We start from the raw sequence: 19,177 nt of genomic DNA on the forward strand, positions 1-19,177 counted from the left end.
TTCAGCCCGCCGCAGCCGCGGCGTCCCGGACCTGGGTCACGACGTCCTCGGCCGACATGGTGCCGCCGATGAAGGCCTGCAGGCCGGACAGCCATGCAGCCGCGACGCGCGGATGGTTCACGGTGTCGAGCCATTGCATGAGGTACGAGGCCTCGGCGATGCTCTGCAGCCCCTCCACCACGGCGGGGCTCATCTGCGCAGGGTCGCTGCCGCCGACCACCGCGCTTGGCTGACCGAAGGGCGGCGCCGAAAGCAGCTTGGCATTGTCCACGGTCGTCACGAACTTCATGAAGTCCAGGGCCAGCGGCACATTGGCCGAGGCGGTGCTGATCATGTATCCCTCGGGCGCGCCTTCCAGGGCCTTAGGATCGCCCGCCGCATCCTTCGGGGCGGGCAAGGGGAAGAACCCGAAATCCTGGGGCTGCAGCTTGGTCTTGGCCGAGGCGGCGTTGTCGAACTCGATGATCTCCTGGTAGTACATGGCCGAGCGGCCGTCGCTGAGATCCTGGATGGCGTTCTGATAGGACACTCCGTTCACGCCCGCGCCAATGGTGCAGCGTTCCAGGATCTGGCCGAACTGGTCCAATGCCGCGACATAGCCCGGATGGTCGTATCGGGCCGTTGCGGGATCGAAGTCGCGTTCAAGCACGTCGCGCGGGACGTTGTAGGCCAGAAGCTGGCCCAGATAGTGGATCCCCGGCCATGCTTCCTTGTTGCCGAACGAGATGGGGGTGATGCCCGCGTCCCTGATCGTGTCGCAGGCAGCCAGCATCGCTTCGAGATCCTGGGGTTCGGCGATTCCAAGATCGGCGAAGATCGTCTTGTTATAGCCCATGAACTTGGCGTCGAGATAAAGCGGGATGCCATAGTTCTTGCCGTCATAGACAAAGGCATCCACGGCGGCGGGCGCGAAGGTCTTTCCCCAGTCGCTATCGGCGCCGACGACCGGCGTCAGATCCACGGCCCGCTTGCCGCGGATGAAGTTTCCGCCCCAGGTGCCGGTCCAGGAAAAGAAGATGTCCGGGACCGAATTCGAGGCAACGAGGGTCTTGGTCTTGCCCTTGATGCTGTCGTCGTCTTCCTGGATCAGCTCGATGGTGACGCCGGGGTTCTTTTCTTCATATTGCCGGGCCAGCGTTTCGAAATAGGGCGCCAGGCGCTGCATCCCGAACTTGGTCAGGACAGTGAGATGCCCCTCGTGCTGGACCGGGGCCGAGGGATCGGCAATCTCGGTCTGGGCCGCCGCCATTCCACATCCCAGGGCCGAGGTAGCGGCGAAGATTGCCGTCATGGACCGTAATGACCGTTGCATCCTGATTCTCCACTGTTGCGTTGTTGCCCGGTTTTCCCGGTGTTCTATCGTCTTGAGCCGTCCGAAACGGGCGCTCCGGAAAAACCTTCCGGAACCTGTTTATCCTGATTCTGATACCGATCTCACAGATCCACGGAAGGCGTTGAGAGAACGGTCTCACAATGAGTAGAGCAAGCGCTTCGAAGCTGGCAAGAGGAAATTTCAGGCTGGGCGGAAAATCCGCGACACGGAACCGCGGCAGATCAGCCGGGTCTGGAACCGGACGTGGCGGGGCGGCTCGGACAGGCCCCGGATGCGTTCCAGAAGCATCTTGACCGCCACCGGCCCGATCTTGCCCACGGGTTGTGCGACCACCGTGATCTGCGGATCGGTGAAGGTGGCAAGGTCGAAGTCGTCGAAGCCGATCAGCGACACGTCCCGGGGGATCGTCAGGCCGATCGACCGCAGCGCCAGCAATGCGCCGGTGGTCATCACGCTGTCCACCGTGAACAGCGCGGTGGGCCGTTCGGGCTGGCTGAACAGGCGGATGGTGGCGTCGATGGCATGCTGGACCGTCGAACTCGACACGGCGATCAGCCGCTGGTCCACCGGCAGCCCGTGGGCCTGCAGCGCCTTGACATAGCCCGCCTGCCGGTCGCGCGCCGTGACGATGCGCGCGTCGTCGTGGATCAGGGCGATCCGGCGATGGCCGTTGGCGATCAGATGTTCGACCGCCTCGCGCGCTCCGCCCTCGTTGTCGACCGCGACGCTGTCGCAGGGCAGGTCGTCCAGCACCCGGTCGATCAGGACAATGGGCGTGCCCTCGCGCACCAGGCGCGCCAGGTGGAGGTTGTCGTTGGCCGAGGCGGGCGCCACGATCATCCCGCGGACGTTCAGCGCGCGCAGGTTGTCCAGAAGCGCGCGTTCCTGCTCCAGATCCTCTTCGCTGCTGGCGATCAGCAGGTTGTGCTTGCTGCCCCGCGCGGCGACGTCGATGTCATGGGCCACGCGTGCGAAGAACGGGTTCTGGATGTCGCCCGGCACGAAGCCGATGATCGGCAGGCCCCCCTGCCGCAGCGCCTGCGCCACCCGGTTGCCCCGATAGCCAAGCCGTGCCGCGGCTTCCAGCACGCGTTCGGCCGCCTCGCTGCCCACATAGCCATAGCCGTTCAATGCCCGTGCCGCCGTGGCCCGGGAAACATTTGCGGCGGCAGCGACATCCTTGACCGTGGTGGACTTCGTTCGGGCCAAGACTGCCTCTTTGAAAATGCGACAGCTGCCCGGCAGCCCTGTCCTGCGAGTATCAGACCCTGCCGAGATGTTTCAAGCACTTCGCGGCGGACCGTGCGGCCAGGGCCGTGGATGGCGGCAGGATTGCGGAAACCCTCAGGTCGCGGTGAAGCGGATGTGGGGCTGTCCCGGCCGGCCCGACGGCGTCACCTCGGTCTCGACCCGGAAGACCGCGCGCAGAAGCGCCGGGGTCAGCACCTCCTCGGGCGTGCCGCAGGCAACGACGGCGCCTGCTTGCAGGACCACGATCCGGTCGCAGAACATCGCGGCCAGGTTCAGGTCGTGCAGCGCCACGATGCTGGTCAGGTCCAGGTCGCGCATCAGGCGCAGGATCTCGATCTGGTGGTGGATGTCCAGGTGGTTGGTCGGCTCGTCCAGAAACAGGACGCGAGGCGTCTGCGCCAGGGCGCGGGCAATATGGACCCGTTGGCGTTCGCCCCCCGACAGGGTTTGCCAGGGCTGTGCCTGATGGCCTGACATGTCCACCCGCGCAAGCGCAGCCGAGACCGCCGCCTCGTCCGCAGCCGACCATCCTGACAGGGCGGACCGATGCGGCGTCCGTCCCAATCGCACCACATCGCGGACGCAGACATTGGTGTCAGTTGCCGCGTTCTGCTGCACAAAGGCCACCTGTTGCGCCAGCATCCGGCGCGGCACGCGGGCGATGTCGCGGCCGCCGATCTCGACCCGGCCCAAGGCCGGACGCCGCAGCCCGGCCAGCAGCCGCAGAAGCGAGGACTTGCCCGACCCGTTGGGGCCGATCAGGCCCAGCACCTCGCCCTCGGCCACCGACAGCGACACGTCCTGCACGATGGTCCGGCGGCGCACGCCCCAGACCAGGTTCCGGGCCACCACGCTCATCCCTTGGGCCGCGAGCGGTAAAGGATCAACGTGAAGAAGGGCACGCCCACAAGGGCCGTGACCACGCCGATGGGCACCGTCTGCTGCGCCGCCACCGTGCGCGACGCAATGTCTGCCAGGACCAGGAAAACCGCGCCCACCGCCGCGCAGGCGGGCAGCAGCCGCATGTGCATGGGGCCCACGACATAGCGCGCGGCATGGGGCACGACCAGACCCACGAAGCCGATCGCGCCCACCATGCTGACGATGGTGGCCGTCATCATCGCGGTCACGGCGAACAGGATCAGGCGGATCCGCCCGACTGGCACGCCAAGCGCCGCCGCGTCCTCGTCGCCGAAGGTGAAGGCGTCCAGCGACCGCGCCATCAGCAGGCAAATTGCCAGCCCAAGCGCCACCACGACCAGCAGAAGCTGGAAATCCGGCCAGCGGACCCCGCCGAAGCTGCCCAGAAGCCAGAACATCACGTCCCGCGCCTGCTGCGCGTTCCCCGAGGTCGTGACGATATACGAGGTCAACGCGTTGAACAGCTGCGAGGCCGCGACACCGGCCAGGATGGTGTGGTTCGGCCCGCTGGTCGCCCCGTTCGAGAGCAGCGCAACAAGCGCAAAGGCCGCAAAGGCCCCGGCAAAGGCGCCCATCGACAGCGACAGCCCGCCCGCCCCAATGCCCAGCACGATCACCGCCACCGCCCCGGTCGAGGCACCGGCCGAGACGCCCAGCACGAAGGGTTCCGCCAGGGCGTTGCGCAGCAGCGCCTGCAGGATCGCGCCGCAGATGGCCAGGCCAGCCCCGGCAAGCGCCGCCACAAGGGCGCGGCTAAGGCGCAGGTCCCAGACCACGCTCTGCTCGATGGGCGGGATATCGACATGGGTCAGGCCCAGCCCGTTGGTGACCGCCGCGAAGACGGTGCCCAAGCCGATGCCGTAATCCCCGATCGCCGCCGCCAGGGCAACGGCAAGGACCAGCACGCCCAGCACGAGCGCCAGGAACAGCGCAAGCCAGCCGGACCCGCCCCGCATTTGGCCGATATCGGTCACGGCAGGTCAAGCGCCTTCAACTGGCGGGCAATTTCCTCGGCGCCGTAAAGGGTGCGGATGCTGGGGTTCATCGCCGCCCCGCTCATCACCACGATGCGTCCGGCCGTCACGGCCTCCATCTGGCTGACGGTGGGGTCCGAGGTCAGGTAGGCGATCTTGGCCTCGGCATTGTCCAGGTCCCAGCGGTTGCGGTCCACCTGCGACGCGACAAGCACCGTCGGGTTGGCGGCCATGATGCCTTCCCAGCCCAGAGTCGGCCATTCCGCCTCGGTCTTGACCGCGTTCGAGCCGCCAAGGATGTCCGCGATATAGCCCGAAGGGCCGTTCCCGCCGCCCAGATAGGCGTCATCGGCGGGCGAGGGGCTGGAGAACCAGAACAGGAAGGTCAGATCCTCGCGGTCCTTGAACTCGGCCCGCAGGGCGGCCTCGCGCGCCTTGAAGTCGGCGATCACCGCCTGTCCACGGTCGGCCACATCAAAGATCCGCGCCATGTCGTCGATCTCGCGGTAAAGCTGGTCCATGGTCCAAAGGGCGTCCCGGCTGCCATAGGCGTCGTTCGCATCCATTGCGGTCGAGCAGGCACTGGGGGACAGATAGGTCGGAATGCCCAGGGCCTCGAAATCCTCGCGCTTGGCGACCTTGCTGTCTGGACCCATCAGCGTCAACAGCATGGCCGGCACAAAGTCGGGCTGCTTGGACAGCACCGCCTCCAGCGTGGGAAACTCGACAGTCAGGACTTCGACCTGGCTGTTGGCTTTTTCCAGGTCGGGCAGCACCTTGTTCGGCCAGAAGGCAGTGGCGGCCATGCGGTCCTGGAGACCGAGAAGCAAAAGGATCTCGGCGCTATTCTGGCCCAGGGCCACCGCGCGCTCGGGCGCCTTTGTAAACGTCACCTGCTGCCCGCAATTCTCGATCACCAGCGGATAGCTGGTCGGCTGGGCCACGGCCGGGGCCGCAAGGACCGCAAGGGCGATGCCGGCCAGATGCCGGGGGCGCATGTTCCGCATGATCGTCGTCCAATCCCGATAAAAATTGTCTGGCTGCATTATCGGGGCTGCGGCGGGCACTCAACCCTTATTTCAGGGTGGCTGCGGCGCCCTGGGGCAGGCACGGCCGGCTGCGGCGAAGGATCCATCCGCCGGGACAGGAGTTGCGATAGGCGCGCCGGTGGCGCATGCGCAAGCAGGGGATGAGACATGGCGAAGATGGCCGGAAACGACATGGGATGGGCGATCCCGCTGATGCGGCTTGGCTATGGCGGGCGGGGGCTGGTCTATCTGGCGGTGGCGGGGATTTCGCTTTGGTCGCTTTATCGCGGTGGACAGGCGCAGGACACGTCCTCGGCCCTTGGCTGGCTTGAGAACAGCTGGGGCGGCGGAGCGGCGCTGTTCCTGATCCTTCTGGGGATGCTGGCCTATGCTGTCTGGCGCGTGGTCGACGCCGTCTGGGACCTTGAGGATTACGGCAGCGAGGCAAAGGGCATCGTTGCCCGGTTGGGCATGGTGGTGACGGGCATCATCCACCTGGGGATCGGGGTGCTGGCCTTCTCGCTGCTGTTCGGTTCGGGGTCCGAAGGCGAAGGCTCAAGCATCCCGCGCTATGTCGGTGCGGTCATGGCCTGGCCGGGGGGCCGCTGGCTGATCGGCCTTGTCGCGTTGCTGATCCTGGGTGCCGGCGCCTATTACCTGCGGCAAGGCTGGCGCAACGACTATCGCAAGCACCTGCGCGCCAACCACTTCACCGCCCGGTGGAACAGCGTGCTGAAGGCAGGCGTGATGGCGCAGGGCGTCGTCATTGGGGTGATCGGGCTTTTGTTCCTGTTCGCCGCCTGGCGGGCCAATCCCCAAGAGGCCGGCGGCGTCGGAGAGGCGTTTTCTTGGCTGTCGGAACAGGCGTATGGGCGGCTTCTGGTGATCGGGGTCTGCCTGGGCCTGGTCGGATTCGCGATCTTCTGCTTCGTCAATGCGGCCTACCGGATCGTCCCGAAAGCCTCGGATCCGAACATCCGCAGCCTGGCGGACAAGCTGATCGGCGGGGCGACCGGGGGCCGCTGACCCGCAGCCCCGGCGCAATCGCCTCTTGCATGGCGACCCGGTGACCGGGTATACGGATTGTTACGTTATTACGTTTCAGGACACGCCGATGCCCCCTTCATCCCTGGACGATCCCCGTCTGCCCGTCACCGTCCTGTCGGGCTTCCTGGGTGCCGGAAAAACCACGCTTCTGAACCATGTGCTGAACAACCGCGACGGCCGCCGCGTCGCGGTGATTGTCAACGACATGTCCGAGGTCAATATCGACGCCGACCTGGTTCGCGCGGGAACCGAACTGTCGCGGTCGCAGGAAACCCTGGTCGAGATGACCAACGGCTGCATCTGCTGCACGCTGCGCGACGACCTGCTGGCCGAGGTGGGTCGTCTGGCGCGCGAAGCCCGGTTCGACTATCTGCTGATCGAGTCGACCGGCATCTCCGAACCCCTTCCCGTTGCCGCGACTTTCGATTTCCGTGACGATGCGGGCCACAGCCTGTCGGACGTAGCGCGGCTGGACACGATGGTCACCGTGGTCGATGCCGCGAACCTGACGCGCGATTTCTCCAGCCACGACGTCCTGTCCGACCTGGGCGAAAGCCTGGGCGGTGGCGACGACCGGACGCTGGCCAACCTGCTGACCGACCAGATCGAGTTTGCAGACGTGATCGTGCTGAACAAGATCACGGCCGCGGGCCGCGACAGGCTGCCCCAGGCACGCAGCATCGTTCGCGCGCTGAACCCAGATGCCCGGCTGATCGAGACCGACTTCGCCCGCGTCGATGCGGCGCTGATCCTCGATACCGGGCTGTTCGACTTTGACCGGGCGCATCAGCATCCGCTTTGGGCGAAAGAGCTTTACGGCTTCGACCACCACATCCCCGAGACCGAGGAATACGGTATTTCCTCATTCGTCTATCGCGCGCGGCGGCCTTTTGATCCCGCTAGGATCCATGCGGTTCTGAACGGCGACCTGGCCGGCGTGATCCGGGCCAAGGGCCATTTCTGGATCGCCTCGCGCCCGGATTGGGTGGCCGAGTTCAGCCTGGCCGGGGCGATCTCCTCGGTCAGTCCCTTGGGGCGGTGGTGGGCGGGCGTGCCGCGCAAGCACTGGCCCACGGTGACCGAAGGCCTGGATGCCGTTGCCCGCCTTTGGCAAGATCCCTGGGGCGACCGGCGGCAGGAGATCGTCTTCATCGGCGCAGGCATGGACCCTGCCGCAATCACCGGTGCCCTTGACGCCGCCCTTGTCGCCGGTGACGATTTCGCCCCCGAAAGCTGGGCCAAGCTGCCCGATCCCTTCCCCGCCTGGGGCGCTCGCGGGGCGGCCTGACGACCATGGGCGGGAACCTTGCGACTTCGCTCCGGAAACGGTTGCGCGCCCGGCCGATGGAGGAGTTCGACCATCTGCCGCCAGAGCTTCGCGGCTGGCTGGCCCGGGCCGCCCTGCCCTGGAGCGCGCGTTCAGCCGCGCGCATCTGGCGGAAGGCCGGCCGGGACGGCAATGCGGAAGACCGCTGCAACCGGCTTGACGCCATTGAACGCGCGATGCTGCGCCGGGACGCGATCAGGACGTGGGGGCCGGATTATCCGGTCTGAGACAGGGCAAGTCGACGTCCGACCGGTGCAGGCATCCACTTGATCGTCGTCATCCCCCGGCCGTTCCGCAGCAGGCTTGACAGCCCGCCCCGCCCCTGGCGCATAACGCAAGGCCACGGGGGGACGGCGAATGCGGCAGAAACGGGTGACGCTGGAGGAAATCGCGCAGGCCGCGGGGGTGTCGCGGGCAACGGTATCGCTGGTGGTGCGGAAATCCCCCCTGGTTGCCGACCACACCCGCGAGCGGGTCGAGCGGATCATGGCCGAGATGGACTATGTCCGCGACATCGGCGCTGCGCGGCTGCGCAACAATTCCAGCCGGACGGTGGGCGTGATCGTGCCCAACCTCGTCAACTCGTTCTTCACCGAGTTCCTGTCGGGGGTCGAGGATGTGATGGCGCAGGACGACCGTGTGGTGCTGCTTGCCAACAGCCGGGATGATCCATGGCGCCAGGACGCGATCCTTCAGCGGTTTCGCGGGCATGGGGTGGACGGGGTCATCCTCTGCCCCGCCGTTGGCACGGAACCCCAGCTTCCGGCCCGCATCGCGGGATGGGGAATGCCGCTGGTCCAGGCCCTTCGCGAAGTGGGGCCGCCGCTGGATTTCGCAGGCGCGGACTATGTCGCGGCCGTCGGGCTTGCCGTACGCCATCTGGTCGCACAAGGCTGCAGCCGCCTTGCCTTCCTGTCCGTCACCGCCCGCACCTCGGCCCGAGAGGAACGGCTGTCGGGCTTTGCCCGCGCCCTGGCCGAAACCGGGATCACCAATGCGGGCGTCGTCGAGGCAGACCTGACCTGGGAAGGCGCGGCGCAATCGGCGGCGCAGGTCCTCGCGCTTGGAACACGGCCCGATGCGGTCCTGTGCTTCAATGACGTGCTTGCGGCCGGCCTGATGGCGGGCCTGCGCCGCGCGGGATGCGAACCGGGCCGCGACATCGCGGTGGTGGGCCTGGATGACCTGCCCCTGGCCGAACTGACCCATCCCGCCTTGACCAGCGTCGCCATGGACGCGCCACGCATCGGGCGGAACGCGGCAGGGCTTCTGGCGCGCCGGCTGGCCGATCCGGCCGCGGTGCCGCAACGCGACATCGTGGCCCCCCGGCTGGTCGTCAGGGACAGCAGCTTCCAAAAGGTTTGACTTCCGGTCGATTCTGTTTTAGATCGTTCTAAATACGGGAAGCGACACATCCGCAGGGGAGGGCAGATGTATCAGTTCAACTTCCAGCCGGTTTTCGATAACCTCGACCTGCTCCTTTACGGGGCATGGCTGACAGTGCGGCTGTCGTTCCTGGCGATGATCCTTGGCCTTATCGTCTCGCTGCTGGGCGCGGTCGCGAAGACCTCGGGCATCCGCCCGCTGCGGTGGCTGGTCGATGTCTATGTCGAGGTGATCCGGAACACGCCCTTCCTGATCCAGATCTTCTTCATCTTCTTCGGGCTGCCCGCCGTAGGCATCTCGATGTCGCCCAACACGGCGGCGCTTGTGGCCCTTGTCATCAACGTCGGCGCCTACGGGACCGAGATCATCCGCGCGGGCATCGAATCTATCCCCAAGGGCCAGATCGAGGCCGGGCGGGCGCTTGGCCTCAGCCCGATCCATATCTTCCGCTATGTCGTCGTGGTGCCCGCGCTGCGCAACATCTATCCGGCGCTGACCAGCCAGTTCATCTACCTGATGCTGACCTCCAGCGTGGTTTCGGTCATCTCGGCCAACGACCTGGCCTCGGCGGGGGCGGACCTCAACGCCCGCACCTTCGCCAGCTTCGAGATCTACCTGGTCCTGACGGTGATGTATTTCCTGCTGGCGCTCGGCTTTTCCACGCTGTTCGGCGTCGTCCGCCGCGCCTTCTTCACCTATCCCGCGAGCCGCTGACATGATCCGCGAGTTTTCATCCGCCGACGTGATGTTCATCGTCATGGCCGTCCGCTGGACGCTGGTCCTGTCGGCCGTGGCCTTCCTTGGCGGCGCGGTGGGCGGCCTGCTGATCGCCCTGGCGCGCACCTCGGGCAGCAAGGCACTGCGCCGGATTTCGGCGGGCTTCATCCAGGTGTTCCAGGGCACGCCGCTGCTGATGCAGCTGTTCCTGGTCTATTTCGGGCTGGCCGTGGTGGGCCTGCCGATCGACCCCCTGCTGGCCGCCGCCGTCGCCCTTACGCTGCACGCAAGCGCCTATCTGGGCGAAATCTGGCGCGGCAGCATCGAGGCCGTCCCCTCGGGCCAGACCGAGGCCGCGACGGCCCTTGCGCTGTCATATCCCCACAGGATGCGCCATGTGGTGCTGCCTCAGGCCATGCGCATCGCCACCGCGCCGACGGTGGGCTTCCTGGTGCAGCTGATCAAGGGCACCTCGCTTGCATCCATCATCGGCTTCACCGAACTGACCCGCGCAGGCCAGATCGTCAACAACGCCACCTTCAAGCCGTTCCTGGTCTTTGGCACCGTGGCCATCCTGTATTTCATCCTGTGCTGGCCCTTGTCGCTGATGGCCCGCAGGCTCGAGGCGCGGATGCGCCTTGCCGTCACCCGCTGAATCTCGAGGAGGAGAAACCATGAAGCTCAACCGTCGCCTGTTCACCGCCCTGGCCGCGTCCTCGCTGGCCCTGGGCCTTGCCATGCCCGCATCCGCCGCAGACCTGGCCGCCATCGAAAGCGCCGGCACGATCAAGGTCGGGATGCTGGTCGATTTCCCGCCCTTCGGCATCCAGGACGCCTCGGGCACGCCCGACGGCTATGACGCCGACGTGGCCAAGGCCCTGGCGGAATCGCTGGGGGTGCAGGCGCAGATCGTGCCGGTGACGGGGCCGAACCGCATCCCCTACCTGCTGTCGGGGCAGGTGGACGTGCTGGTGGCTTCGTTGGGCATCACCGAGGAGCGGGCCCAACGGGTCGATTTCTCGGCCCCCTATGCGGGCATCAGCATCGCCGTCTATGGCGCAACGGGAACCGAGGTGGCGGGACCCGCCGATCTGGCCGGACAGACCATCGCCGTGGCCCGCGCCTCGACGCAGGACACCGGCGTGACCGAGGTCGCCCCCGAGGGCACGGAAATCCGCCGCTTCGACGACGACGCAAGCGCGGTGCAGGCGCTGCTGTCGGGCCAGGTCAACCTGATCGGCCTGTCGAACGTGGTCTTCCTGCAGGTGGACAAGGTCGCGGCGGGCAAGTTCGACAAGAAGTTCGACCTGTCCAGCCAGGTGCAGGGCATCGCGGTGGCGCCAGGATCCGACGCGCTGCTGGAAAAGGTGAATGCCTTTGTCCAGACCGCCCGCAGCGACGGCACGCTGGACGAAATCCACCAGAAATGGCTGGGCGAGCCGCTGCCCGACTTCGTCAAGACCGCCGAGTAACCGCGACAGCCCGGCCCCCGCGGCCGGGCCGCTTCTTGCAGGGAGCAGGACAATGACCGAAGACGCGATCATCATGCGCGCCGTCAACAAGTATTACGGCGGCTTTCATGCCCTGGCGGATATCGACCTGACCGTGCGGCGGGGGGAACGCATCGTCATCTGCGGCCCGTCCGGGTCGGGCAAGTCCACGCTGATCCGCACCATCAACCAGCTGGAACCGATCCAGTCCGGCACCATCGTGGTGGACGGCGTGGAACTGACCGCGGGCGGCGACAACGTGGCCAAGGTGCGCCAGGACGTCGGCATGGTGTTCCAGAACTTCAACCTGTTCCCGCACATGACCGTGCTGGAGAACTGCGTCCTGTCGCCCATGAAGACGCGCAAGACCCCGCGCGCCGAGGCCGAGGCGACCGCCCGCCATTACCTGGAACGCGTCAAGATCCCCGAACAGGCCGACAAGTATCCTGCACAACTGTCCGGCGGCCAGCAGCAGCGCGTGGCCATCGCCCGCGCGCTGTGCATGAAGCCGCGGATCATGCTGTTCGACGAACCGACCTCGGCCCTCGACCCCGAGATGGTCAAGGAGGTGCTGGACACGATGATCGACCTTGCCCGCGAGGGGATGACCATGCTGTGCGTCACGCACGAGATGGAGTTCGCACGCGCCGTCGCCGACCGCGTGATCTTCATGGACAAGGGCGTCATCGTCGAGGAAGGCGCGCCCGATGCGTTCTTCGGAAACCCGCAGAATGACCGCCTGCGCAACTTCCTGGGGCAGATCGCATGACCCGGCCCCGGATCCTTTGCCTCGCCGACCTCAAGCCGCAGGACATGGCCCAGCGGCTGGAAGGCGACTACCACGTCCTGCGCGACATCGCGGATGCCGCCGATGTCGAGGCGGTGGTGACCGCAGGCAATGTCGGCCTGTCGACGGCGCAGATGGCGCAGCTTCCCGCGCTGCGGCTTATCGCGGTGAACGGCGTCGGCGTCGATGCGGTGGACCTGGCCCAGGCCGCGCGCCGCGGCATCGCCGTGACCACGACGCCAGACGTGCTGTCGCAGGCCGTGGCGGAAATGGCCCTGGCCCTGGCGCTTGCCACGGGCCGGCAGGTGGCCGAGGGCGACCGCTTCGTCCGTGCGGGCCAATGGGCCGGGGGCGGCAAGCTGGGGCTGGCTTCCTCGGTCCTGGACCGGCGGGCCGGGATCCTCGGCTATGGCCGCATCGGCCGGCGGCTGGCGGACATGCTGCGCGGTCTGGGGATGGTTGTCAGCTATACCGCCCGAAGCGAAAGGCCCGACAGCCCCGACTGCTTCCGCCCCGATGCGGTCAGCCTGGCGCAGGATTGCGAGCTGCTGTTCGTGACCGCAGCGGGTGGCGAGGGGACGCGCAACCTGGTCGATGCCGCCGTCCTGTCTGCCCTTGGCGCCCAGGGGATCGTCGTCAACGTGGCCCGCGGGCCGGTCGTGGACACAGCGGCGCTGGTTGCTGCCTTGCAATCGGGCACCATTGCCGGGGCGGGACTGGATGTCTTCGACGACGAACCGGACGTGCCGCAATCGCTGCTGGATGCGCCGAATTGCGTGCTGACGCCGCATATCGGATCGGCCACGGTCCAGGCGCGGCGGGCCATGGCGCAACTGGTGCTGGACAACCTCGCCGCCCATTTCGCGGGCCAGCCCTTGCCCACCCCCTATCCCGGCTGACCCATGCGCGTCCTGTCCATCGGCGAGCCGCTGATCGAGTTCACCAGCCGGCGCGACGCCCCCTCGACCTTCGACCGCAGGGCCGGGGGCGACACGCTGAACACCGCCATCTACCTGGCGCGGCTGATGGGGCCGGGAAGGGTCGGCTACCTGTCCTGCCTGGGGGACGACCCGCACAGCCAATGGCTTCGCGCGCAGATAGCAGGGGAAGGCGTTGATACCCGCTTCCTGCTGGAACGTCCGGGCGCACGGCCGGGTCTCAGCTTCGTCGCCACCGACGCGGCAGGCGAACGCAGCTTCGCCTACTGGCGCGACCAGTCGCCCTTCCGGGACATGTTCGGGGACGGCGCGGGTCTTGATGCTTTGGATCATGCCGACACGTTGTTCCTGTCCGCGGTGGCCCTGGCCGTGTTGCGCCCGGCGGGGCGAGCGGCGCTGCTGGACGCGCTGCAACAGCGGCGGGCGCAGGGGGCGGCCGTGGTCTTTGACACGAACTACCGCCCTGCCCTGTGGCCCGATGCCGCGACCGCAAGGGACGCGATCGCCCGTGCGGCAAAGCTGGCTTCGCTGCTGCTGCCTTCTTTTGACGACATGGCGGCCTGCTTCGGCAGCGCCGACCCGGCCGGGGCCATCGCCGCCCTGCGCGGCATGACCGATGCCGAGATCATCCTGACCACCGGCGGCGGACCCGTCCTGCGCTGCGCCACCGGAAGCGACAGGAGTGAACGGCACGAGTTGCCGCCCCCCGTGGCGGCTGTCGATACCACCGGCGCGGGCGACAGCTTCAATGCGGGGCTTCTTGCCGCGCGCATGGCGGGACTGGCGGTGGACAGGGCCATTGCCGCCGGGGCGCGGCTTGCCTCGGTTGTCGTGACCCATCCGGGCGCAGTCATTCCCCGCACCGCGATGCCCGCTCTGCCAACGAACGAAAGCCTGCCATGACCCTTGCCTTTGACGCCGCCGCCGCCGCACGCACGCTGCTGGACATCCGCAAGGGCGCGCCCCGTCCGCCGGGCCTGCCGGTGACGCCGCCCGATACGGCGGCGGCCTATGCCGTGCAGCGCGCGGTGATCGCCGAACTGGGCGGAGGGGCCTGGAAGATGGCGCTGCTGGGCGGTCGCGACCGTCATGCCGGCGCCCTGCCCGGCGGGCTGATCGCATCTTCGGGCGACACATCGCCGCCCCTGCCCCCCGACGCCTCCATCGAGGTCGAGACCGCCCTGATCCTTGGCGCCGATCTTGCCCCCGGCGCGGACGAGGCCGCGGTCCTGGCCGCCATCGCCGAGGTGCGGCTTTGCTTCGAGATCGTCGCCTCGCGCTATGCCGACCGGACGGCGGTCGCTCCGCTGGAGGCCATGGCCGACGCCTTCAGCGCGGGCGGGATCGTGCTGGGCGACCCGTTGGAGGGCTGGCGCGAGGCGACAAGCGGACCGCTGGGCATCCGCCTGTGGCTGGACGACCAGCCTGTCGAGGCCGCCGAAACCGTGCAAGGCCCGGACGACGCCCTTTCCTTCCTGGCGTGGCTTGCCAGTCATGCCGCGCAGCAAGGCCTGCCGCTGCGCCGGGGCGATCTCATCATCACCGGGGCCAGGATGGGCCCGCTGCCGCTGAACGGCGCCACGCGCGCCCGCGCCACCGCTTGCGGGGCCGAGGTTTCGGCCAGCCTGCACTACAAGGCCGAATAGCCGTTGCCTTCGAGCGGCAGGGTGATTCTGCCCGATCGACTTCGAACCAGTTATCTCGTCCCGCACGCGTTTCCAAACTGACCAGGATACAGGCACTGCAGGCACAAAGCAGGCAGGTCGTCCCCTGAAAACATCTTCAGCGGGCGGGTAACGCCGAATGGATGGGCCGGGGCACCCCTCATAAGCTAAGGACTGGTTCATGGCCCGGCGCAACGAAGCGCCACCGGCCCGCTCGCAACGATGCGGCAATTCCCGAAGCGTCACGGTGTGGCCGGTCCTGCCCGGCTTCTCGGCATCGCGCTTCTGACAGCCACTGATCCCCGTCAGCCATCGGAGCATCCATGTCCGTCCCCATTCCCGCCGCCTTCGGCGATGCGCGTCGCGCGCTGAGCTTGTCCACCGCAGCCTTCACCGTCTGCTTTGCGGTCTGGACGATCTTTTCCATCATCGGCATCCAGATCCGCGACCAGCTTTCCCTGACCGAGACGCAATTCGGCCTGCTGGTCGGCGCCCCGATCCTGACGGGATCGCTGGTCCGCGTCGTGCTGGGCGTCGCCACCGACCGCCTGGGCGGACGGCTGGTCTACACGCTGACCATGCTTGCCGCCGCGGCGGCCACCTTTCTTCTGTCCTGGGCCACGACCTATCCGCAGATGCTGGTCGCCGCCCTGGGCGTGGGCATCGCCGGTGGCAGTTTCGCCGTCGGCGTGGCTTACGTGTCGCGTTTCTTCGACGGCGCGCGCCAGGGCACCGCGCTTGGCATCTTCGGGGTCGGCAATGTCGGGGCAGCGGTCACGAAGTTTGCCGCGCCCTTTGTGATGATCGCCCTTGGCTGGCAGGCCACCGCGCAGATCTGGGCGGCTGTGCTGGCGCTGACCGCGCTGCTGTTCTGGGCCTTCTCGACCGATGATCCGGTCACCGCGGCCAATCGCGGCCGCCGAGCGCCGCTTCGCAGCCTGAGAGCCGAGTTCGCACCCCTGCGCGATCTGCGGGTGTGGCGCTTTTCGGCCTATTACTTCTTCAGCTTCGGCGCCTTTGTGGCCCTGGCGCTGTGGCTGCCGCATTTCCTGATCGGGGTCTACGGCTTCGACGTGAAGACCGCTGGGCTGGTCGGGGCCGCCTATTCGGTTCCCGCCTCGATCTTCCGCGCCTACGGGGGTGTTCTGTCGGACCGGATCGGCGCGCGGTCGGTTCTGTACGCGACCTTCATGGTCTCGCTGGCCGCGACCGCCATCCTGGTCCTGCTGCCGGGCCTGCCGGTCGCGGGCTTTCTTCTGGTGATCTTCATGCTGGGCTTCTTCATGAGCCTGGGCAAGGCCGCCGTCTACAAGCACATCCCCAGCTATTACCCGCAGAACGTGGGCGCGGTGGGCGGTCTGGTCGGCATGATCGGCGGCCTCGGCGGCTTTCTTCTGCCGCTGCTGTTCGGCTGGCTGAAGGACCAGACCGGATCGTGGTCCAGCTGCTTTGCCGTCCTGTTCCTGCTGGTCGCGGGCTGCACCCTTTGGATGCACCTGTCGATCCGCCGGTCCCGCACCGTCCTGCAAGCCGCCTGAGGAGCAAGCTATGAAAAGGAAACTTGTCGTCATTGGCGCGGGCATGGCCTCGGGCCGGATGCTGGAACAACTGTTCGACGCCGCCCCCGACGCCTACGAGGTGACGCTGTTCAACGCGGAACCGCGCGGAAACTATAACCGGCTGATGCTGTCGCCGGTCCTGTCGGGCGAAAAGACCTATGAACAGATCGTCACCCATGACGACGCCTGGTATGCCGCCCACGGCGTCGACTGCCGCTTCGGAGAGCCGGTGGTCCGGATCGACCGCAAGAACCGCGTGGTCTATTCGGGCAGCGGCGGCGCGCCATATGACGCGCTTGTCATCGCCACCGGGTCCGCGCCCTTCATCATCCCCGTTCCGGGCAAGGATCTGCCGGGAGTTGTCACCTATCGCGACCTTGAAGACACGCAGGCGATGATCGACACGGCGGGCAAGGATGCCGTGGTGATCGGCGGCGGGCTGCTGGGGCTTGAGGCCGCGGCCGGCATGGCCGCGCGCGGCGCCCGCGTCACCGTGATCCACCTCATGGGCCACCTGATGGAGCGCCAGCTTGACCCGGCAGCGGGATACCTGCTGCAAAAGGATCTGGAACGGCGGGGCATCACCGTCCATTGCAAGGGCGCGACCAAGGCCATCCTGGGCACCGACCGGGCCGAGGCCGTGCTGCTGGAGGACGGCACCGTTTATCCCGCCGACCTGGTCTGCATGGCCGTGGGCATCCGCCCCGAAGTGCGGCTGGCCAATGACGCGCATCTTGAGGTCGAGCGCGGCATCGTCGTGGACGACGCCCTGCGCACCAGCGATCCGCATATCTTCGCGCTTGGCGAATGCGTGGAACATCGCGGCCAGGTCTTCGGCCTTGTCGCGCCCCTTTATGACCAGGCCAAGGTCTTGGCGCAGACGCTTCTGGACCAGCCGGCGATGTTCGCGCCCGTGCAGACCGCGACCAAGCTGAAGGTGACGGGCTGCGACCTGTTCAGCGCGGGCGATTTCGCCGATGCACCGGGGCGCGAGGATATCGTGTTCCGCGATCCGGGGCGCGGCATCTACAAGCGACTGGTGCTGGAAAGCGACCGCATCGTCGGCGTGGTCATGTATGGCGATACCGCCGACGGGGCATGGTTCTATGGGCTGATGAAGGATGGTACCGACATCGGCCCAATGCGCGACACGCTGATCTTCGGTCCGGCCTTCCAGGGGGGTGCCGCCCCGGACCCTATGGCGGCCGTTGCAGCCTTGCCGCCTGAAGCGGAGATCTGCGGCTGCAACGGCGTTTCCAAGGGCGCGATCATGAATGCGGTTGCAGGCGGCGCCTGCACGCTGGACGCCGTGCGGGCCTGCACCAAGGCCTCGGCCTCCTGCGGCACCTGCAGCGGGCTTGTGGGGCAGGTCATGGCCCTGGCTTCGGGGGGCGAGGTTCAGGATACCCCCGCCGGCCTGTGCAAATGCACCGACCACAGCCACGAGGATGTGCGCCGCCTGATCCGGGCGATGGGGCTGAAGTCCATCCCCGCCGTCATGCAGGAGCTTGGCTGGAAGACCGTGGGCGGCTGCCATTCCTGCCGCCCGGCGCTGAACTACTACCTGCTGGCCGAATACCCGCTGGAATACCGCGACGACCGCCAGTCGCGCTTCGTCAACGAACGCAACCACGCCAACATCCAGAAGGACGGCACCTATTCGGTGGTGCCGCGCATGTGGGGCGGCGTCACAACTCCGGCCGAACTGCGCGCCATCGCGGATGCTGCCGAGAAGTACAACGTGCCGATGGTCAAGGTCACGGGCGGGCAGCGGATCGACCTGCTGGGTGTGCGCAAGGAGGACCTGCCGCATATGTGGGCCGACCTGAACGCCGCCGGGATGGTGTCGGGCGCCGCCTATTCCAAGGGCCTTCGCACGGTCAAGACCTGCGTCGGCAAGGAGTTCTGCCGCGTCGGCACCCAGGATTCGACAGGCCTCGGGATCAGGCTGGAAAAGCTGATGTGGGGGTCGTGGACGCCGCACAAGCTGAAGCTGGGTGTGTCCGGCTGCCCCCGCAACTGCGCCGAGGCCACCTGCAAGGACATCGGCGTCGTCTGCGTGGATTCGGGCTATAACATCGTCATCGGCGGCGCGGCCGGGATGGAGGTCAAGGAAACCCGACCCCTCGCATCCACCCCGTCCGAGGACGAGGCGGTCGAGATCATCCTGGCCGTGACCCAGCTTTACCGGGAACACGCCCGCTACCTGGAGCGCATCTGGAAGTGGATGGGCAAGGTGGGCCTCGACTGGATCAAGGCGCAGGTCGTGGACGACCTGGCAAACCGCCGCGCCCTGGTCGAACGGTTCGAGATCAGCCAGTCCGTTTATCGCCGCGACCCCTGGGCCGACCTTTCCACCCCCACCGAGACGCCCAAGTGGGCGCCCCTTGCCGACCTGACGCTGGAGGCCGCGGAATGACCGTCTTCGTCGACATCGGATCCCTGGACGACATCCCCCGGCAAGGCGCGCGCCTGGTCAGGACCGCGCAGGGCTGCGTGGCTGTGTTCCGCACCGCCGATGACAGGGTCTTCGCCCTGGACGACCGCTGCCCCCACAAGGGCGGGCCGCTGTCCGAAGGCATCGTCCACGGCACGGCGGTCACATGTCCGTTGCACAACTGGGTCTTCGACCTGAACACCGGGCAGGCCCAAGGCGCGGACGACGGGGCGGTCGGGACCTATGCCGTCCGGGTCCAGGGGGGGCGCATCCTGATCGACGCCAGCCTGATCCGCCGCAGCGCCGCCGCCTGAAGGA

General features: G+C 67.3%; 19 protein-coding genes. 14 read left to right on the forward strand and 5 right to left on the reverse strand.

Annotation, left to right across the window (positions count from 1 at the left end; genetic code table 11):
• Nucleotide 1: 1 nt before the first annotated feature.
• The 5 genes from IE224_RS09635 to IE224_RS09655 form a co-directional block, all read right to left on the reverse strand.
• On the reverse strand, nucleotides 2–1,291 hold the full coding sequence (locus IE224_RS09635; protein WP_229849312.1) for an ABC transporter substrate-binding protein: 1,290 nt from the start codon (nucleotides 1,289–1,291) through the stop codon (nucleotides 2–4).
• A 222-nt stretch (nucleotides 1,292–1,513) separates the two neighbouring features.
• The gene (locus tag IE224_RS09640; protein WP_167624104.1) at nucleotides 1,514–2,542 is read right to left on the reverse strand and encodes a LacI family DNA-binding transcriptional regulator; all 1,029 of its coding nucleotides are present in this window, start codon (nucleotides 2,540–2,542) and stop codon (nucleotides 1,514–1,516) included.
• A gap of 135 nt (nucleotides 2,543–2,677) precedes the next feature.
• Nucleotides 2,678–3,442 (reverse strand): ABC transporter ATP-binding protein, encoded by a 765-nt coding sequence (locus IE224_RS09645; RefSeq protein ID WP_191309846.1) that lies wholly within the window; start codon nucleotides 3,440–3,442, stop codon nucleotides 2,678–2,680.
• Nucleotides 3,439–4,461, reverse strand: a complete 1,023-nt coding sequence (locus tag IE224_RS09650) for a FecCD family ABC transporter permease (protein ID WP_191309955.1) — start codon at nucleotides 4,459–4,461, stop codon at nucleotides 3,439–3,441. Before IE224_RS09650 ends, IE224_RS09645 begins: the two co-directional genes overlap by 4 nt.
• A 14-nt stretch (nucleotides 4,462–4,475) precedes the next feature.
• Nucleotides 4,476–5,486 carry an ABC transporter substrate-binding protein gene (locus IE224_RS09655; protein ID WP_229849313.1) on the reverse strand — a complete coding sequence of 337 codons (1,011 nt, stop codon included), beginning with the start codon at nucleotides 5,484–5,486 and terminating at the stop codon, nucleotides 4,476–4,478.
• 189 nt (nucleotides 5,487–5,675) lie between these two features.
• Here IE224_RS09655 and IE224_RS09660 point away from each other — a divergent pair, with 189 nt between their 5' ends.
• The 14 genes from IE224_RS09660 to nirD all read left to right on the forward strand — a co-directional run bounded on the left by IE224_RS09660 (nucleotide 5,676) and on the right by nirD (nucleotide 19,173).
• On the forward strand, nucleotides 5,676–6,533 hold the full coding sequence (locus IE224_RS09660) for a DUF1206 domain-containing protein (RefSeq protein ID WP_229849314.1): 858 nt from the start codon (nucleotides 5,676–5,678) through the stop codon (nucleotides 6,531–6,533).
• 88 nt (nucleotides 6,534–6,621) lie between these two features.
• The gene (locus IE224_RS09665) at nucleotides 6,622–7,842 is read left to right on the forward strand and encodes a GTP-binding protein (RefSeq protein WP_191309849.1); all 1,221 of its coding nucleotides are present in this window, start codon (nucleotides 6,622–6,624) and stop codon (nucleotides 7,840–7,842) included.
• A 5-nt stretch (nucleotides 7,843–7,847) separates the two neighbouring features.
• Nucleotides 7,848–8,108, forward strand: coding sequence for a DUF6525 family protein (locus IE224_RS09670; protein WP_167624108.1), 261 nt, complete (start codon nucleotides 7,848–7,850; stop codon nucleotides 8,106–8,108).
• Between the two features lie 130 nt (nucleotides 8,109–8,238).
• On the forward strand, nucleotides 8,239–9,246 hold the full coding sequence (locus IE224_RS09675; protein ID WP_191309852.1) for a LacI family DNA-binding transcriptional regulator: 1,008 nt from the start codon (nucleotides 8,239–8,241) through the stop codon (nucleotides 9,244–9,246).
• A gap of 66 nt (nucleotides 9,247–9,312) precedes the next feature.
• Nucleotides 9,313–9,981, forward strand: coding sequence for an amino acid ABC transporter permease (locus IE224_RS09680; protein ID WP_167624110.1), 669 nt, complete (start codon nucleotides 9,313–9,315; stop codon nucleotides 9,979–9,981).
• 1 nt (nucleotide 9,982) lies between these two features.
• Nucleotides 9,983–10,639 (forward strand): amino acid ABC transporter permease, encoded by a 657-nt coding sequence (locus IE224_RS09685; RefSeq protein ID WP_167624111.1) that lies wholly within the window; start codon nucleotides 9,983–9,985, stop codon nucleotides 10,637–10,639.
• Between the two features lie 19 nt (nucleotides 10,640–10,658).
• Nucleotides 10,659–11,456 (forward strand): transporter substrate-binding domain-containing protein, encoded by a 798-nt coding sequence (locus tag IE224_RS09690; RefSeq protein WP_191309855.1) that lies wholly within the window; start codon nucleotides 10,659–10,661, stop codon nucleotides 11,454–11,456.
• A gap of 52 nt (nucleotides 11,457–11,508) precedes the next feature.
• Nucleotides 11,509–12,243 carry an amino acid ABC transporter ATP-binding protein gene (locus IE224_RS09695; protein ID WP_167624113.1) on the forward strand — a complete coding sequence of 245 codons (735 nt, stop codon included), beginning with the start codon at nucleotides 11,509–11,511 and terminating at the stop codon, nucleotides 12,241–12,243.
• On the forward strand, nucleotides 12,240–13,160 hold the full coding sequence (locus IE224_RS09700) for a 2-hydroxyacid dehydrogenase (RefSeq protein ID WP_191309858.1): 921 nt from the start codon (nucleotides 12,240–12,242) through the stop codon (nucleotides 13,158–13,160). Before IE224_RS09695 ends, IE224_RS09700 begins: the two co-directional genes overlap by 4 nt.
• A gap of 3 nt (nucleotides 13,161–13,163) precedes the next feature.
• Nucleotides 13,164–14,102: a sugar kinase gene (locus IE224_RS09705; RefSeq protein WP_191309861.1), complete on the forward strand. Its 939-nt coding sequence runs from the start codon at nucleotides 13,164–13,166 to the stop codon at nucleotides 14,100–14,102.
• Nucleotides 14,099–14,845 (forward strand): fumarylacetoacetate hydrolase family protein, encoded by a 747-nt coding sequence (locus IE224_RS09710; protein WP_191309872.1) that lies wholly within the window; start codon nucleotides 14,099–14,101, stop codon nucleotides 14,843–14,845. Before IE224_RS09705 ends, IE224_RS09710 begins: the two co-directional genes overlap by 4 nt.
• Nucleotides 14,846–15,186: 341 nt before the next feature.
• Nucleotides 15,187–16,401, forward strand: coding sequence for an MFS transporter (locus IE224_RS09715; RefSeq protein WP_191309874.1), 1,215 nt, complete (start codon nucleotides 15,187–15,189; stop codon nucleotides 16,399–16,401).
• Between the two features lie 10 nt (nucleotides 16,402–16,411).
• The gene (nirB, locus tag IE224_RS09720; RefSeq protein WP_191309877.1) at nucleotides 16,412–18,841 is read left to right on the forward strand and encodes a nitrite reductase large subunit NirB; all 2,430 of its coding nucleotides are present in this window, start codon (nucleotides 16,412–16,414) and stop codon (nucleotides 18,839–18,841) included.
• On the forward strand, nucleotides 18,838–19,173 hold the full coding sequence (gene nirD, locus IE224_RS09725; protein WP_167624119.1) for a nitrite reductase small subunit NirD: 336 nt from the start codon (nucleotides 18,838–18,840) through the stop codon (nucleotides 19,171–19,173). Before nirB ends, nirD begins: the two co-directional genes overlap by 4 nt.
• Nucleotides 19,174–19,177 lie beyond the last annotated feature (4 nt).

It is taken from the genome of Paracoccus aerius, assembly GCF_014656455.1.
GTDB classification, from domain to species: Bacteria; Pseudomonadota; Alphaproteobacteria; order Rhodobacterales; family Rhodobacteraceae; genus Paracoccus; species Paracoccus aerius.